The sequence below is a fragment of the Paraburkholderia sediminicola genome (assembly GCF_046026675.1).
In the GTDB taxonomy this organism is placed as follows: Bacteria; Pseudomonadota; Gammaproteobacteria; order Burkholderiales; family Burkholderiaceae; genus Paraburkholderia; species Paraburkholderia sediminicola_F.
This window is the reverse complement of sequence record NZ_JAQQEY010000002.1, coordinates 1,048,843-1,065,156: the sequence shown is the minus strand read 5'-3', so window position 1 is coordinate 1,065,156 and position 16,314 is coordinate 1,048,843. Positions and strand designations below refer to the sequence as shown.

At 61.3% G+C, this 16,314-nt stretch carries 13 protein-coding genes; 7 read left to right on the top strand and 6 right to left on the bottom strand.

Annotated elements, in window-relative coordinates:
• Positions 1 to 12: 12 nt before the first annotated feature.
• Genes PQQ86_RS24675 through manD form a run of 3 tightly spaced genes read right to left on the bottom strand, consistent with a single transcriptional unit; the run spans position 13 to position 3,750 of the window.
• Positions 13 to 1,059 (bottom strand): L-idonate 5-dehydrogenase, encoded by a 1,047-nt coding sequence (locus PQQ86_RS24675; RefSeq protein WP_408272866.1) that lies wholly within the window; start codon positions 1,057 to 1,059, stop codon positions 13 to 15.
• Positions 1,060 to 1,090: 31 nt separating this feature from the next.
• Positions 1,091 to 2,494, bottom strand: a complete 1,404-nt coding sequence (locus PQQ86_RS24670) for an MFS transporter (RefSeq protein WP_408272863.1) — start codon at positions 2,492 to 2,494, stop codon at positions 1,091 to 1,093.
• Between the two features lie 47 nt (positions 2,495 to 2,541).
• Positions 2,542 to 3,750, bottom strand: a complete 1,209-nt coding sequence (manD, locus tag PQQ86_RS24665; RefSeq protein WP_408272861.1) for a D-mannonate dehydratase ManD — start codon at positions 3,748 to 3,750, stop codon at positions 2,542 to 2,544.
• A 228-nt stretch (positions 3,751 to 3,978) separates the two neighbouring features.
• On the opposite strand from manD, the gene PQQ86_RS24660 reads away from it, so the two are divergent.
• On the top strand, positions 3,979 to 5,469 hold the full coding sequence (locus tag PQQ86_RS24660) for a mannitol dehydrogenase family protein (protein ID WP_408272858.1): 1,491 nt from the start codon (positions 3,979 to 3,981) through the stop codon (positions 5,467 to 5,469).
• Between the two features lie 11 nt (positions 5,470 to 5,480).
• Here PQQ86_RS24660 and PQQ86_RS24655 read toward each other — a convergent pair whose 3' ends face one another.
• Entirely contained in the window at positions 5,481 to 7,286 is a 1,806-nt protein-coding gene (locus PQQ86_RS24655) for a diguanylate cyclase domain-containing protein (RefSeq protein ID WP_408272855.1), read from the bottom strand.
• A complete protein-coding gene (locus PQQ86_RS24650; RefSeq protein ID WP_408272852.1) occupies positions 7,286 to 8,434 on the bottom strand; it encodes an ABC transporter substrate-binding protein in 1,149 nt (382 codons plus the stop codon). Before PQQ86_RS24650 ends, PQQ86_RS24655 begins: the two co-directional genes overlap by 1 nt.
• Before the next feature lie 688 nt (positions 8,435 to 9,122).
• On the opposite strand from PQQ86_RS24650, the gene PQQ86_RS24645 reads away from it, so the two are divergent.
• Entirely contained in the window at positions 9,123 to 9,905 is a 783-nt protein-coding gene (locus tag PQQ86_RS24645) for an ABC transporter substrate-binding protein (protein ID WP_097395929.1), read from the top strand.
• A gap of 310 nt (positions 9,906 to 10,215) precedes the next feature.
• Entirely contained in the window at positions 10,216 to 11,331 is a 1,116-nt protein-coding gene (locus PQQ86_RS24640; RefSeq protein ID WP_408272848.1) for a succinylglutamate desuccinylase/aspartoacylase family protein, read from the top strand.
• Between the two features lie 154 nt (positions 11,332 to 11,485).
• On the opposite strand, the gene PQQ86_RS24635 is transcribed toward PQQ86_RS24640, so the two are convergent.
• Positions 11,486 to 12,292, bottom strand: a complete 807-nt coding sequence (locus tag PQQ86_RS24635) for a MetQ/NlpA family ABC transporter substrate-binding protein (protein WP_408272845.1) — start codon at positions 12,290 to 12,292, stop codon at positions 11,486 to 11,488.
• A gap of 299 nt (positions 12,293 to 12,591) precedes the next feature.
• Between PQQ86_RS24635 and PQQ86_RS24630 the strand changes: the two genes are divergently transcribed.
• The 4 genes from PQQ86_RS24630 (at position 12,592) to PQQ86_RS24615 (ending at position 16,210) form a co-directional block, all read left to right on the top strand.
• The gene (locus PQQ86_RS24630) at positions 12,592 to 13,755 is read left to right on the top strand and encodes a porin (RefSeq protein WP_408272842.1); all 1,164 of its coding nucleotides are present in this window, start codon (positions 12,592 to 12,594) and stop codon (positions 13,753 to 13,755) included.
• A gap of 203 nt (positions 13,756 to 13,958) precedes the next feature.
• Positions 13,959 to 14,348 carry a DUF6232 family protein gene (locus PQQ86_RS24625; RefSeq protein ID WP_408272839.1) on the top strand — a complete coding sequence of 130 codons (390 nt, stop codon included), beginning with the start codon at positions 13,959 to 13,961 and terminating at the stop codon, positions 14,346 to 14,348.
• A 150-nt stretch (positions 14,349 to 14,498) separates the two neighbouring features.
• The gene (locus tag PQQ86_RS24620) at positions 14,499 to 14,843 is read left to right on the top strand and encodes a hypothetical protein (RefSeq protein WP_408272836.1); all 345 of its coding nucleotides are present in this window, start codon (positions 14,499 to 14,501) and stop codon (positions 14,841 to 14,843) included.
• A gap of 263 nt (positions 14,844 to 15,106) precedes the next feature.
• Positions 15,107 to 16,210: a hypothetical protein gene (locus PQQ86_RS24615; RefSeq protein WP_408272833.1), complete on the top strand. Its 1,104-nt coding sequence runs from the start codon at positions 15,107 to 15,109 to the stop codon at positions 16,208 to 16,210.
• Positions 16,211 to 16,314: the final 104 nt, after the last annotated feature.

The following is a 16,314-nucleotide window of genomic DNA, read 5'->3' as shown; positions in this document are numbered from 1 at the left end:
CACGGGCGATGTTCAATCGAAGTTCAGATGCACCTTCATCGACTGCGAGCGGTCGAGCGCCACTTCGAACGCACGGTTCGCTTCGCTCATCGCGAATGCATGCGTCATGAGCGGTCGCAAGTCGACTTTGCCGGAGGCGATTTCTTCGGCAGCGATGGCGTATTCGCCGGTGAAGCGGAACGAGCCTTGATAGCGGAGTTCCTTCGACATTACCAGGTTCGCCGCCACAGGCGATTGGCCGGCCGGCAGATTGCCCACCTGAATCACCGTGCCACCAGCGCGCGCCGCACGCAGCGCTGTATCGAGTCCGGCAGGACTGCCCGATGCCTCGATGACCACGTCGAACGTGCCGCGTTGCGCGGACCATTGATCGATCGTGGCGCTGTCCGTCGCGTTCACGATCTGATCCGCGCCGAGTTGCAGCGCGACCTGCAACGCCCGATCCGAAAGATCCAGCGCGACCACGCGATGAGCACCGGCACGGCGCGCCACGCTCAACAGAATGCAACCGATCGGCCCGCAACCCACCAGCAAGACACTCGCGCCGACGAGCGAACCCGCCTGCTTCACCGCATGCAATGCAACGGCAAGCGGCTCGGCCATCGACGCCTGCGCAAAATCGACGCCATCCGGCACAGGTACGCATTGCCGCGCCGCGACGACGATGTACTGACGGAACATGCCCTGCGTGTGCGGGAACGTCGATGCACTGCCCATGAAGCGCATGTTCAGACAATGATTCGGCATCCCGCCGACGCAAAAGCGGCACGTCCCGCAGGCTAGTCCCGGATTGACGGCAACACGCTGCCCGGGTGTGAGACGACTTTCCGCGCTCACGCCCTCGCCGAGCGAATCGATCTCGCCGGCCACTTCATGCCCGAGCACGAACGGCTCACGCACCGCGAAATCACCGCTCTTGCCTTTGAAGTAGTACGACAGATCGGACCCGCAAATGCCGCCGGCGCGCACGCGCACTCGCACCTGGCCGGGGCCGGGTACAGGCGGCTCGACTTCGTCGATGCGGATCAGTTTGGGTTCGTGAAGCACGGCTGCGAGCATGAAGGACTCCAGTATGGCAAAGGTCTCGCGCTCAGTGCCGCGCGAAAGAAGACGAAGATGAGGATGCGAGGGCGTGCGCTGCCGTATGTGCTTCTACCGGCTCGCCGCCGCCCCAATCGTGGAGATCGCCGCCACGGCGCAGAGGCGCGGTTTCCGGCAATGCAAAAAGCGATACAGCCGACACAATGCCGAGCACGGCCACGTAGACGATCAACGCGAGCGAATTGCCATGCGTGGCCTGAATCAGTTTGACAGCCAGCAGTCCGAGCACGCCACTGCCGAGCAAAGAGCCGATCTGCCAGATCAGCGCGATACCGCTGCACCGCACGCGCGCGGGGAACAGTTCGGGGAAAAGCGCCGCTTGCGGTGCATAGCAAAGGCTGTGGCCCACGCTAATGGCCAGAATCATCACGAGTTGGATCGCCGCGCGATTGCCGCTATCGATCGCCATGAAGAACGGCACCACCAGCGCCACGTGCAATAACGCACCGGCAATGAAGGTCGGCCGCCGTCCGATGCGATCGGACAGCGCACCGGCGAGCGGAATCGTTACGAGCTCGAGCGCGACCGCGACGATCACCGTTTCGAGCAGCATGCTTTGTGCGATGCCGTGTGCTTTGCCGTAGGCAAGCACGATCATCGTGTACATCGCAAAGGCGCAAGCCTCGATCAATTTGGCGCCGACACCTTTTACGATCGTCGGGCCGAACTGCCGCACCACTTCCACCACTGGGCGCGAAGCCACCGCCTTGGTGCGCTGGATCGTCGCGAAGATCGGCGACTCTTCGGTGCGCAAGCGGATATACAGGCCCACGGCGACCAGCAACGCGCTCGCGAGAAACGGAATGCGCCAGCCCCAGTCGAGCAGTTGCGCCTGAGTCAACGTCGCGCTGAGCAGCGCGAACAGACCCGACGGAATCAGGAAGCCGGCCGGTGCGCCCAGTTGCACGAGACTCGCGAAGAAGCCGCGCCGCGCAGGCGGGGCGTATTCCGCCGTAAGCAACACGGCGCCCGCCTGCTCGCCACCCACGCCGAAGCCTTGCAACACGCGAATCACGATCAGCGCGATCGGCGCCCAGATGCCGATCGACTGATAGTCCGGCAGCAGGCCGATCGCGAACGTCCCCAACCCGACAATCAGGATCGTCACGATCAAGGCCTTCTTCCGGCCGACGCGATCGCCGAAATGCCCGAACACGATGCCGCCCAACGGCCGCGCAAGAAAGCCGACTGCATAGGTGGCGAAAGCGGCGAGCGTGCCGATCAGCGGGTCAGCGGAGGGGAAAAACTTTTGACCGAACACCAGCACGGCAGCCGTGCCGTAGACGAAGAAGTCGTAGTACTCGGCTGCGGTGCCGATGGTCGAGGCGAAGGCCACGCGACGCAGCATGGCAGTGCTGGCCGGCGCGGGGGCTTGCGGACGTGCTGGGTTCACGCGTGTCTCCATGATTTTGTAGTTGGGCTCAGTCGAGCGAAATCAGATCACCAGTTCCACAGCGTTCCGTCTTCGAGACGCGCGACCGGCAGATAGGCGGGATCGTAGGGATACCGCGCGGCCGCTGCTTCATCGATATCGACGCCGTGGCCCGGAGCCTCGCCGGGATGCATCATGCCGCGCTCGAAGCGCCATGCATGCGGGAATACGTCGAGCGCTTCTGGCGGAAAACCCATGTATTCCTGCACACCGAAATTCGGTACCCACAGATCGAAGTGCAGCGCCGCGCCCATGCACACCGGCGACAGATCCGACGGCCCGTGGCAACCGGTTCGCACCTGGTACAGCGACGCAAAATCCGCAATACGCCGCAGATGCGTAATACCGCCTGCATGCGTCAAGGTCGCGCGGACATAGTCGATCAACTGCTCCTCGATCAACTGCTTGCAATCCCAGATGCTGTTGAAGACTTCGCCGACGGCGATCGGCGTGACCGTATGCTCGCGAATCAGCCGGAAGCCGGCCTGGTTTTCCGCGGGCGTTGGGTCTTCCATCCAGAACAGACGATACGGCTCGACCGATTTGCCGAGACGCGCGGCTTCGATCGGTGTCAAACGGTGGTGGACGTCGTGCAGCAAATGCGTATCGAAGCCGAATTTGTCGCGCACGGCTTCAAAGAGCTTGGGCACAAAGTCGAGATACTTTTCCGACGACCAGCTCTGCTCCTCGACCGCGCCCTTGGTGGCCGGCTCGTACATGCCGCTACCTTTCGACACGCCGTACACCGAGCGCATATTCGGCACGCCGCATTGAATGCGAATGGCCTGATAGCCGGCTTCGATGTGTTCCGCGTAACGGTCGAGCGCTTCGGGAATATCGCGGCCGGTGGCGTGGCCGTACACCATCACCCCTTCTCGCGAGGCGCCGCCGAGCAGCTTGTACAGCGGCATGCCCGTCACTTTGCCGAGAATGTCCCACAGCGCCATATCCACAGCGGCGATCGCCGACATCGTGACAGGGCCGCGGCGCCAGTACGCGCCCTTGTAGAGGTATTGCCAGGTGTCTTCGATACGGCCGGGATCGCGCCCGATCAGCAACGGGCACACGTGATCTTTCAGATACGAAGCGACCGCCAGTTCGCGGCCGTTCAGCGTTGCATCGCCGATGCCGTATACGCCTTCGTCCGTGACGATTTTCAATGTGACGAAATTGCGGCCCGGGCACGTGACGATCACGTCGGCGCGAACGATCTTCATGACATCTTCCTTGCAGAGGCCAGTCGCGAACCGTCCACAACGGCGGCATGCGACTGGCTGTTTTTTCATGTCGATTTTGAGCGGTGGTTGAAGTGAAAAATCGCACTCGTCAACCTGTCTCAAACCGTTTTAACGATGCTACCATACAAGTATAGCGACACGTCAAATCAGGGTTTTCCCGTTGAACGGCGTCGGTCCGAAGCCTTTCCGCAATCTGGAATTCGTCATATGATTTCTGTAGCCACCTTGCCTCGTCTCGCCCGCCAAGCACTGCCTACGCTGCAAACGCATCTGTTGTCACCGCAATGGAAAGAGCCGCGCATCGGCATCGTTCATCTGGGGATTGGCAACTTCCATCGCGCACATCAGGCCATCTATACAGAGGAGGCCATGCTTGCCGCGGGCGGCGATTGGGGCATTTGCGGCGTCACGCTGCAAGGCGATGTCGGCAAGCGCGATGCGTTGATGGCGCAGCAAGGTTTGTATAGCGTGGTTGAACGCGGACCGCTTGGCGCCAAGGTGACGGTCGTGCGTGCGCTGCGCGAAGTGCTGGCCATGCCGCACGATCGCGCCGCCCTGTTCGCGCGCCTTGCGGATCCGCTGGTACAGATCGTCTCGCTGACCGTCACGGAAAAAGGCTACTGCCGCGACCCGAAAACCGGCGAGGTCGCGCTGGACGATCCCGCCGTTGCACACGATCTGGCCAACCCGCTCGAACCGCGCACGGTGCCGGGCATCCTCGTCGCGGCGTTGCGCGAGCGGCGCGACGGTGCGAACGGCAAACCGTTCACGGTCCTCTCGTGCGACAACCTTTCCCATAACGGCGCCGCGCTGCGCCAGGTGGTCTGTTCGTTCGCGCGGCAAGGCGATCCCGAGCTGGCCGACTGGATCACCGCCCACGTTGCGTTTCCATCGACGATGGTCGATCGTATCGTGCCGGCCACCACGGATGCCGAGCGCATCACCGTGGCCCACGCGATCGTTTATGAGGACGCCGCACCGGTGCCCTGCGAGCCGTTCCGGCAGTGGGTTATTGAAGATCGTTTTGCCGGGGGACGTCCCGCATGGGAAGCAGTTGGCGCGCAACTCGTCGAGGACGTCACGCCGTTCGAACTGGCGAAGCTGCGCATGCTGAACGGCACGCACTCGACGCTGGCCTATCTGTCGATGCTCGGCGGCTTCGAGACGATCGATGCAGCGATCTCTCACCCCGCCATGCGCAATCTCATTCACGCGATGATGACGGAAGAAATCGCTCCGACGCTAACCATGCCTGCATCGTTCGACCTGGCCGCCTATCGGGACGCACTGCTCGAGCGCTACGCGAATCCGGCGCTGAAACATCGCTGCGCGCAGATCGCGATGGATGGCAGCCAGAAGATTCCACCGCGTCTCGTCGCCACGATTGCAGCGCGGATCGGCGCGGGTCAACCGTTCACGCGTCTCGCACTGGCGATAGCGGCATGGATGATGTTTTTGCGCGGCCACACGGACAACGGCACGCGTTACGAAATCAGCGATCCGCTGGCCACCAGATTGAAGGCGCTCGCGGCATCCGCGCAAGGCGAGCCGCAGGCGCTGATGGACGCATTATTGTCTGTGCGTGAAGTGTTTCCGGCAGATCTGGCCGCCCTTCCCGAGTTCAGAAAAACACTTCGACACGCATTGCAGTTGCTTCACGAAAACGGTGCACGGGGAGCCATTGCAGCATTGCAATGAAATTCGCCACTTCAGGCGGTCGGCTCCGCCTCACGGCCTTCCGTTGCCCCTTCGCTCGCCTGTTCCTGCTCCTGTTCTCGCTTGCGCGCCGCCAGCACATCCTCGTAGCGCAGATAGCCACACCGTCCACCGGCTTTTGCTGCATACATCGCCGCATCGGCGTGGAGCAGCAACTCCTCCACCGTGGCGCTATCGTCCGGAAACTGGCTGATGCCGATGCTCGCGCCCACCGTCATGCTTTGTCCGTCGATCACTAGTTCTTCGTTCAATGCCCCCATGATGCGCGAAGCAATGCCCGGCGCGGCCTCCGCGGAGCGCGGCCCCTCGATCAACACGATGAACTCATCGCCGCCGAGGCGCGCGGCAACATCCGCCGTGCAAAGCACCTTCTTCAGCCGCTTCGCCACCGCGGCGAGCACCTTGTCACCAATCGAATGACCGAACTGATCATTGATCTGCTTGAAGCGGTCGAGGTCGACGAACAGCACGGCAAGCCCTTCCTGACGCCGTGTCGCTTCCTCGATCGCCGTCTCGAGCTTCTGCATGAACAACATGCGGTTCGGCAGGCCGGTCAGCCCGTCGTGCGTGGCGAGATGCACGAGCTCGCGTTGCTTGTTATGCAGCACATCCATTTGCGACTTGATTTCCCGGCGCAGACGATCGAAGCAACGCGCGAGTATGCCGATCTCGTCGGTACGTTTAAGCGGCAGCGTTTCCATCGTGTGTTCGGCGAACAGGTGTGTCGCCGCATACGCGAGGATGTGCAAAGGCTTCGTCAGGGCGCGCGCAAACAGAATCGCGAGGAACAGCGCCAGCACGCTGAAGATCAACACCATGCGAATGATTCTGTTACCCAGCTGGGTGGCGCCGGACAATACATCCTCGAGCGGCTTGGCAAGGCCAATCACGATAAAACGGTTGCCTTCGGATGCGCCGAACGGTCTGCGCACGAAAGCAAGCACCCGGCCGGCCGCCTGCCCCGGCCGCACGAGCCCGTTCAGCAGAACTTCGCTTTTTGACTGATCGAAGAGCGGCCTGGTAGCGGAAAAGCTGTCCTGCATCAGAACGCGGCGACCCTTGTCGAAGCCGAACGTTTTCGAGGCATCCGGATGGACCAGGAAATCGCCCCATTCGTTGGCGAGATAGACCTGATAGTCGCTCGGCAAATCGCTCTGCAAACGGTTGAGCAGTCCGGCCAGATCGATATCGATAATCACGACGCCCACCACTGCGCCACTCGCGTTCGCCACAGGTGTGCCGAGCCGCAGTGTCGGTTTGCCCTCGGCCGCATGCGCGCCGTACTCGTGGTTCACCGCGATCGGCGAGGTGTAAATGCGTCCGGGCGAGAATGCCAGCGTGTCGAACACATACGCAAATTGGCCTTTTTCCTGCAGGTTGTTCCCCTCGACCCGCACCAGGCCATCCGCATCGCGGTCGAAACGGATCAGCTCGAGTCCGTAGTGCTTGCGGGTAATGAAACGAATCTGCAAGTACTCGGAGTGATGAACCATGAAGCTGGCATACACCTGCGCCAGTTGTTCGCGCTGCGCATTCGCGCCGACGCCGTTGTCGGTCTGCGCGACGTCCGCCAAAGACGGCAAGCTCGCGAGCACGAGCGCGTCTGCGGCAACATCGTCGATCGCCACGGAAAAGCGCTGTCCCAACAGCTCCGTTGAGGTCAGCAGGCTGTGTTCGGCTTCGTTCACGAGCATCGTACGGTTAGCACGATACGTGTAATAACCGGTCGCACCGGACGCGAGCACGCCAATGCACGCAAGCAGAATCGATAACTTGAATGTCAAGCCGGGGCGCATCATCAGAAACGCTCCGACCGGTCGCCGGACACGATTCTGCTCCACAGGTCTTCGCGCCGCTGAATGTCTTCCACCGGGCCGATCCAGAGGATATGCGCCTTGTCGCTGTTCTCCGCCGGCGCCGTCAACGTGTTGGCGAGTCCCTGGCGTTGCGTCAGCAACGCGCTGACATCCGGTTCGAGCATGTAGTTGATCCACGCAAGCGCGAGCGGGCGATCCTTGGCGGAACGCGTCATCGACCAGCAGTCCAGCCAGGCGAGCACCCCTTCGTCGGGAATCACGTAGCCCACGTCGGCGCCGGCGCGGCGCAACGATTCAACCTGCTGGGTGCCGTAGTTGCCGAACATCAAGGCAGCTTTGTGCTGGATGAAGAACGCGGTCGCTTCTTCAGGCAGCGTGTAATAGGTCAGCAGGTTGCGGCGCAGATCGACGAGCTTGTGAGCGATCACGCGCATCTGCGTGGCGTCGAGCTGGAAGGGATGGGGATAGCCCAGCGCCAACGCGGTGAACGAGAAATTATGCTGCGCGCTGTTGAAGTCGAGAACCTTGCCGCGGTAGCGCGGGTTCCACAATTCGCGCATCGAGCGCGGCGCAACGGCGATCTGCTTGCGGTCATAGATCAGCCCCATCGACGAGTACGTGAATGGAATGGCGTACACATTGCCTGCCGAGGTCAGCCCTTCGATCGCCGACAGCGCCTGAAACCGCGGCAACTGTTTTTTCGTATTCGGCAAACTGGCCAGATCGAGCGGCGCCAGCAGATTCGCGCGGGTGTAGCGCTCGATTTCAGCAGTATTCGCGGCGAGCACATCGAACTGCGGCGTACCCTGAGCATGCATCTGCGCCCATAGCGCCTCGTCGGAATCGACCAGCGTGACTTCGACCTTCGCGTTGTAGCGCGCCTCGAAAGTCTTGACGACGTCGGCGTCCGCATAACCGGGCCATGCCAGCACACGCAGAACGTTGTCGGCGGCCACAACGGGTGCTGAAGGCAAAAGGCTACAGCAGAAAGCGGCGTTTATCAGTAATGTCAAAAAACCGGAAAACCCGCGGCCGCGCAGCGACTTCGCGCGTACCGCTGCGACTGCAGTTCGGCTCCGGCGCGATGGTTTGAAACAGCGCATTTCGTCTGCCATCGAAATCATGTGCATATACAACCGCTTAGCAGAAGGTCATTAAGACGAACGCAAACAGACGCGCGGTATTTAATCGCGGGCGTAGTGCTCGATGACTTTGTTCAGACAGATACCGATACAATCGTACGCTGCAAAGGCAGCCATGCGGAGCGTTGATCATAGCGCCAAGCAATGCATTTTTGGTTCCGGCCCCGCCTCAATCGGAAAAAACAATTGGTCAGGTGTCATTTAACAAATATGCTCATCTGTATTTAACGGTTGTTCTGGCGAAATCTTTAACTCGGCGACAGTCAATTGAAACAACCGCGGTCGCGTAATAGTCTGCAATAACTGGTGGTAATAGCGCCATTCTGAATACTGGTTTTGACGGCACAGCGCATGGCGCAAAGCACGCCGGCAAAGCGCCGCGGTTAGCCAACTTCATTACGGCTTCTTTACGCGAGCACAGGTAGCATCCCAAGGCCATGCAAGACGCATCGCGGCGCCGTCGAATCTCCACCACGTTCAGGCTTTAGAAGCTATTCCCGTGCGCTATCCGGTGTTTCACTAGCTACCCAATCTTTTTGAACTGATAAGCTTGGCGCGCGCTGCTGGCCGCCCCGGCCGGCAGCTTCAACCCAAGCCCGGTCGTGAGTCGCGCCGGGCGTCCCGCAGCGGCACAACCGCATACGGGAGTATTCGAACTACACCGAGGAGTTAAACAGTGAAAAAACTGCTAGCGGCTTTGACGGTTGCTCTGCTTGCAACCGTCTCGATTGGCGCACACGCTAAAGATTGGTCGACAATCCGTTTCGGCGTTGACGCCAGCTACCCCCCGTTTGAGTCCAAGGGCTCGGACGGCAAGCTCGCGGGCTTCGACATCGACCTCGGCAATGAAATCTGCGCGCGCCTGAAGGCCAAGTGCGTGTGGGTCGAAAACGACTTCGACGGCATGATCCCGGCCCTGAAGGCGAAGAAGTTCGACGGCGTGCTGTCGTCGATGTCCATGACGCCGCAACGCGCTGAGCAGATCGCCTTCTCGTCGAAGCTGTTCAACACGCCGACGCGCCTCGTCGCGAAGAAGGGTTCGGGCATCCTGCCGACCGCCGATTCGCTCAAGGGCAAGACGGTTGGTGTCGAGCAAGGCACCATCCAGGAAACCTACGCGAAGACGTACTGGGAAGCGAAGGGCACGAAGGTTGTGCCGTATCAGAACCAGGACCAGGTCTATGCCGACTTGCTGTCGGGCCGTCTGGACGCAGCGCTGCAAGACGCGGTGCAAGCTGAGATCGGCTTCCTGAAGACGCCGCGCGGCGCGGGCTTCGACTTCGTCGGCAAGGATCTCGACGATCCGAAGATCCTCGGCAACGGCGCAGGCATCGGCATGCGCAAGGAAGACACCGATCTGAAGGCGAAGGTCGACAAGGCGATTGCCGACATCATCAAGGACGGTACGTACAAGAAGCTCGAGAAGAAGTACTTCGACTTCGACGTGTACGGCGGCTAAGCCAGCCACGCGCGCCTGACGGCGCGCTTGCCGGTTTGCAGAAAACGGGCTCCGCATCACGCGGAGCCCGTTTCGTTTGTGGGGCCGCTTTGCGGCGCCACCCGGGTCGCGATCGAACCGGACAGCCCTGCCCGCATGCCGCGCGCGCCGGGCCGCGCCGCATAAGACCACGCGCCGCGTCATATCGGCTAAGATCGTGCGCTAGAGGCGCTGCGACCCCGCCCGCCAATGACCGACCTTTAAACACCCTTTCCCCTTGTAATCAACGACATAGCGCGGCACGCCCCAGGTGCCCGCGGATTTGAAAACCATGCAAACCCAAACCCATCCGCTGATTGCCCCGACGCTCGGCACCGCCCGTAATCTGACGAGTTTTCACTATGGTCCCGGCGGCGGGCAGAAGATTTACATCCAGTCGTCGCTGCATGCCGACGAGTTGCCTGGCATGCTGGTTTCGTGGGCGTTGCGCCGCAAGCTCGCCGCACTGGAAGCCGTCGGCAAGATGCGCGGCGAAGTCGTGATCGTGCCGGTGGCCAATCCGATCGGCCTGAATCAGCACTTTCTCGGCCATCTGACGGGCCGCTTCGAGACCAACAGCGCGCAGAACTTCAACCGCAATTTCTACGAGCTATCGGCGCTGATTCAGCCCGGCATCGAAGCGCGCCTCACCGACAGCATCGACGCCAATCGCACGGCGATCCGCGCGGCGATGCGTGAAGCGCTCGATGCGCAAGAGCCGGTAACCGAACTCGAATCGCAACGTCTGGCGCTGCAAAAGCTCTCGTATGACGCCGATGTCGTGCTCGATCTGCACTGCGACTGGGAAGCCGCGATGCACCTCTACACGAACCCGGACCTGTGGCCGGAAGTCGAGCCGCTCGCCTGCTATCTGGACGCCAAGGCGTCGCTGCTGGCGCTGAATTCGGTGGGTAATCCGTTCGACGAAATCCACAGCTTCTGCTGGTCGGATCTGCGCGGCCGTTACGGCGACCGTTTCCCGATTCCGAACGGCTCGGTCTCGGTCACGATCGAGCTGCGCGGTCAACGCGAAGTGTCGTACGAGTACGCGGAGCACGACGCTCAGGCGATCATCGAGTACCTGACCTCGCGTGGCGTGATCGACGGCACGGCCGCACCGCTGCCGGCGCTCGAATTCGCCGCCACGCCTCTGGCCGGCGCCGAGCCGATCGTCGCGCCGATCAGCGGCGTGCTCGTGTATCGCAGCGAAGTCGGTACCTGGGTCGATATCGGCCATGAGATCGCCGATATCGTCGATCCGTTGACCGATCGCGTCGTCACGCTAAAGAGCACCGTAGCCGGTGTGCTGTATGCGCGGCATTTGACGCGCTTCGCGACGGCCGGGCTGGAATTCGCTCGCATTGCCGGTGCGAAGGCGTTCAGAAGCGGGTCGTTGTTGAGCAACTAAGGAACACCTGAAGCCGCGCTTTCCTGGATTCATCTGCGAAAGCCGTGCTTGCAAAGCAGAACGCCCACTATTTCAGCGGGCGCTCTGCGTTTACAGATCTGTTGCGAAAAACCGGATTGCTCAAAGGCGGCCGGAAAGCCGCCTATCAATCCGCTCAGAAAGCCGGAATGATCGCGCCTTTGAACTGCGTGTCGATGTACTTGCGCACCTCATCCGACTCGTACGCCGCGACCAGTTTCTTGACCCACGGCTTGTCGCGATCCTGCGCACGCACGGCTATCAGATTCGCGTACGGACCTTTGAGGTCCTCGATCGCGATCGCGTCTTTCGTCGGCTGCAAGCCGGCCTTCACCGCGTAGTCCGTGTTGATCGACGCCGCGTCGAGGTCGTCGAGCGAGCGCGGCAATTGCGCGGCGTCGAGTTCCACCAGCTTGATCTTCTTCGGATTTTCGGCGACGTCGAGCGGTGTTGCATTGATGCCGTTCGCGCCGACGCCCGGCTTCAGTTTGATCACGCCGTACTTCTGCAACAGCAGCAGCGCGCGGTTGCCATTCGACGGATCGTTCTGGATGCCGACCTTCGCGCCTTCAGGCAAGTCCTTGAGTGATTTGAGCTTTTTTGAATAGAAGCCCATCGGCGAAACGTAGGTCAGGCCGACGTTGACGATCTTGTAGCCACGCTGCTTGATCTGGCTATCGAGAAACGGCTGGTGCTGGAAGCCGTTGGCGTCGAGGTCGCCCGAATCGAGTGCCGCGTTCGGCTGCACGTAGTCGTTGAATTCGATGACCTTCACATTCAGCCCTTCGCGCGCCGCCACTTTGGTCACGACCGACCTGATTTGTGCGTCCGGGCCGCTCATCGTACCGATCTTCAGTTGTTTGTCGTCGGCGTGCGCAAACGTTGCCGTAAGCGAAACGGCGGCGATAGCGAGCAGATTCTGGATGATTTTCCGACGTTGCATGCGTTTCCCCACAAGCGATTTTGATTGGTAGGTGCGGATCCTCGCATGCAGCGGATACCCCCGAAAACCAATCGTTTTTCACACGCTTATATGCACGATCTGGAAAAAGCTTATGCGCGACGTGCCTTGCTTGATTTCAACTGGTAATGCTATGTGAGTGTCGCGCTGGCGCGACAGATTACAAAAATAAGCAAACCTGTCACATACCTTACTCTGCATTCCCTTAAATTTCGGGCCATCGCACGACCTTACCAAAGAGCTCGGCGTCGCGATCGCTTAATTTTTAATCGGAGAAAGTCTTGAACAAGAAAGTATTGACCGCCGCTACTCTCGCCGTCTTCGCCACCGCAGCCCACGCACAAAGCAGCGTCACGCTGTACGGTTTGATCGATGCCGGTATCAGCTATGCAAACAACTCGAAGACCACTACCGGTCACGACAACATCTTCAAGTACGACGACGGCGTTGCTCAAGGCAGCCGTTGGGGCCTGCGCGGCACCGAAGACCTCGGTGGCGGCCTGAAGGCACTGTTCGTGTTGGAAAGCGGCTTTAACAGCGGCAACGGCACGCTCGGCCAGGGCGGCGCGCTGTTCGGCCGTCAAGCGTATGTCGGTCTGTCGCAGAACAACGTCGGTTCGCTGACGTTCGGCCGCCAGTATTCGTTTTCGACGGATTACCTGGGCGGCAACTACTCGACGGGTGGCCAAACCGTCGCGGGTAACTACGCTTACCACATCAACGACGTCGACCAGTTGACGTCGAGCCGCATCAACAACGCGGTCAAGTTCAGCAGCGCGAATTTCGCGGGCCTGACCTTCGGCGCGATGTATGGCTTCTCGAACCAGGCGGGCGCATTCGCCGGCTCACCGGCAACCGGCACGACCGCAGCACCGGTCGCAGGTTCGTCGCGTGCATACAGCTTTGGCGTGAACTACGCGAACGGCCCGTTTGGCGTCGGCGCAGCGTACACGGACATCCGTTACCCGAGCCAGTCTACCCCGGCATTCTCGACGGCCATCGCCAACGTGACGACGGGCAACGTGCGTGATCTGCGCACGTTCGGCGTCGGCGGCCGTTACTCGATCGGCGCGGCTACGCTGTGGGCGTTGTACACGAACACGCGCTTCCAACCGATCTCGGGCAGCTCGACCACGTTCGCGGCATACGAAGCGGGCGCGAAGTACGCGTTCACGCCGGCACTGACGGCAGGCGCAGGCTACACGTACATGCACCTGAGCGATGCGAATCGCGGCCACTGGAACCAGGCCGACCTGAGCGTCGACTACGCATTGAGCAAGCGCACGGACGTCTACGCACTGGGCATCTATCAGATCGCTGCTGGCCGCAACGGCACGCAAGATCTGCAAGCGCAGATCGGTTCGAGCACGAGCTACTTCAACACGTCGGGCACGGGTGCGGACAACCAACTGGCCTTCCGCGTCGGTATCCGTCACAAGTTCTAAGCGAGTTTTGCCTTGTCGGCGAGGAGCGCGAGTTCCTCGCTGTCCCGAGGTTCTGGAAAACGCCCTGCGGGGCGTTTTTCTTTTGGGGAAGCAGTTTTCAGGCCTCTGCGTGGATGTAAAGATGTCTTCCTCACCCCGCCACTTCCAGCGCTGCCGCCGCATCTGGTACGCTGCGCCCTTTGCTACCGCTTGCATTGGACTCGATGGAAACCCCTTTCAACGATCGCGGCGTGTCGGTCACGCGTAACGCACTCTCGTCGGCCGGCCAGGTCTTTCCGCTGCGTGACATCGTCGACGTGCAAGTCGTCACCGTGCAGAAGAACAAAGTCCTGCCCCGTGCGATCTCGCTGCTTGGGCTCGTGGGCGCTATTGTCGGCGGGATATTGCGCTCGCCGGTCGGCATGGTGTGCGGCACGATGCTGATCGTCGTAGGCTGGCTGACGTGGGCGACCCAGGACATCACGCATCGTCTGATGGTGCAGACCGCGAATGGCCTGCGTGAAGCGCTCATGAGCACCGATCGCGAGTTCGTCGAGCGCGTCGCCGCGGCCGTGCACGAGGCGAAGGCAGCCCCTGCGGCGCCCAAGGCCTGAACGGCCGGCCACCGTCCGCAACACGCCAGGCGTGGCGCGTTAACACAAAATTGATTCGCGACGCGGCAGCTTTTGCACCTCGTTGAGGCGCGCGTCGTTAGAGTGGTTGGGTGTCAACAACGCGCGCCGCCTCGCCGAATCGGCGCAATCATGATGCTCACGTCAGTTGCAACGTCTGAAGTCTCCATCCCGCGCGCAGCGCGCGAATCACGCCTTCCCCGCCGCACGCATGTCGTCGTTCCGCTTGTGATTATCGACGTTACCGTGCCCGGCACGTCATCGGCACAAGGGCGGCGCGCGTTGCATACCGCTCTCGGCGACGATCTGCGCCTCTACGTTGTTACCGTCGACCAGCAACACGAGCGCGTAACCTTTCGTGTCGAAGTCACCTCGCGCACCCTCGAGGACGTGATCAGCCTGCTGACTAGCGCTCTCGACCGCGCCACGCTTGGCCGCGCGCAAACCACCGTGATCCGCCGTCCGCGCGACTATTGACATAGATCAACGCTTGCACGGGCAACTTGCTGGCCGCCTCCCAAACCTTTACACATCTTTGCAATTGCCCGCGGGTGGCCGTGTAGAGTCGCCGCTCCTGTTATCGCGTGTTCCCTCCCGCAGGCCCCCGCAAGCGTCCCGGTTTCCCCGCCCACGCCGCGGCAATCCAGTGAGATTGCCGCCAGTGCTGTTCGAGTTGTCCAACCCGCAGCCCACATGCATCGCCTTCGCCAGGGACCCGCCTTTTTGCAAAGCGTGATCCTATGTTCCTGTCGTCTCTCGATGCCGCGCGCCGGCATGTCGGTCCTGATTTTCGTTCTCAATTTCGTCGCTCAGCCGCAGCGGCACTGCTTGCAGCCGGCGCGCTCGCCGCGCTGACCGGCTGCTCCGTCACCTTCCCCACGCCCACGCCGCCGGCCCCCAATGCCGCGCTGATCAATGGCGGCAACGACGGCCTGCTGATTCCACTGCACGTGGAGCGTGCTGACGAAGATCACGCACGCCTCGGTCTGCCGGTCCAGATCGACGGCAAGTCGGTATACATGGCGCTCGACACGGGTACGCAAGGCACGCGGGTGTTGAAGTCGGTGCTGCCCGGTTCGGGCTATGCAAGCGCCGGCGGCGTGACGTCGTTGTCGTTTGCGAACGGCGTGGAGATTCTCGGCTCGGCCGTGAAGGTGCCGTTCAGCCTCGCCGGCACCACGCCAACGCCGATCGCCGCGCAAGCAGTGGACGTCATACGTTGCCTGCCAAACGCGCGCAAGTGCGTCGGGATGGACGGCTACACCGGCGAATTCGGCTGGGCGTTTTCCGGCATCGTCGGCGTCGGCGCCGCGCAACCGGACGATAGCTGCTGCACCCAACCGTTGCGCGCATTACCCGGCAACATCGGCCAACGTTATCTGGTGCATGCGAACTTCGCGAAGCCGTACATGGTGTTGAGCCCCTCGAGCACCCTTACCAGGAACTACACGATGGTGCCGATGCAAATGTCGAAAGACGGCACGGCGCAATGGCCGCGAGGCTGTGTGAACGTGGGCGACAAAATGACCTTCTGTGCCCCGCTGGTGTTCGCAACCGGCAGCACCGGCATGATCCGCCTCGAAATGGACAAAGCGCCTAACTGGACCGGCGATGGCGATGTCGGCAATGTGCTCGATCAGGGCAACTACGAGACGGCCATCGGCACTGGATCGTGGGTGCACCGTTACGAGCAGGCACAAGTCACGATCGTCAAGGCGAAGCCGGACGCTAACCGCATCGTGGTCGGTTTGATGGCCATGCAGAACATCGACGTGCTGTTCGATTTCCCGCGCGGGCAGTTCGGTTTGTATGCCACGAAAGAGAGCGAACGATTCGCCCCTTGATAGTCATTGATCAATAAAGAAAGGCCGTGCAAAAAATTTCGCACGGCCTTTTTCTTTTGAGCAAGCGCCATACACAAACGTGCTTGTCTCACTCCACCCCGTCA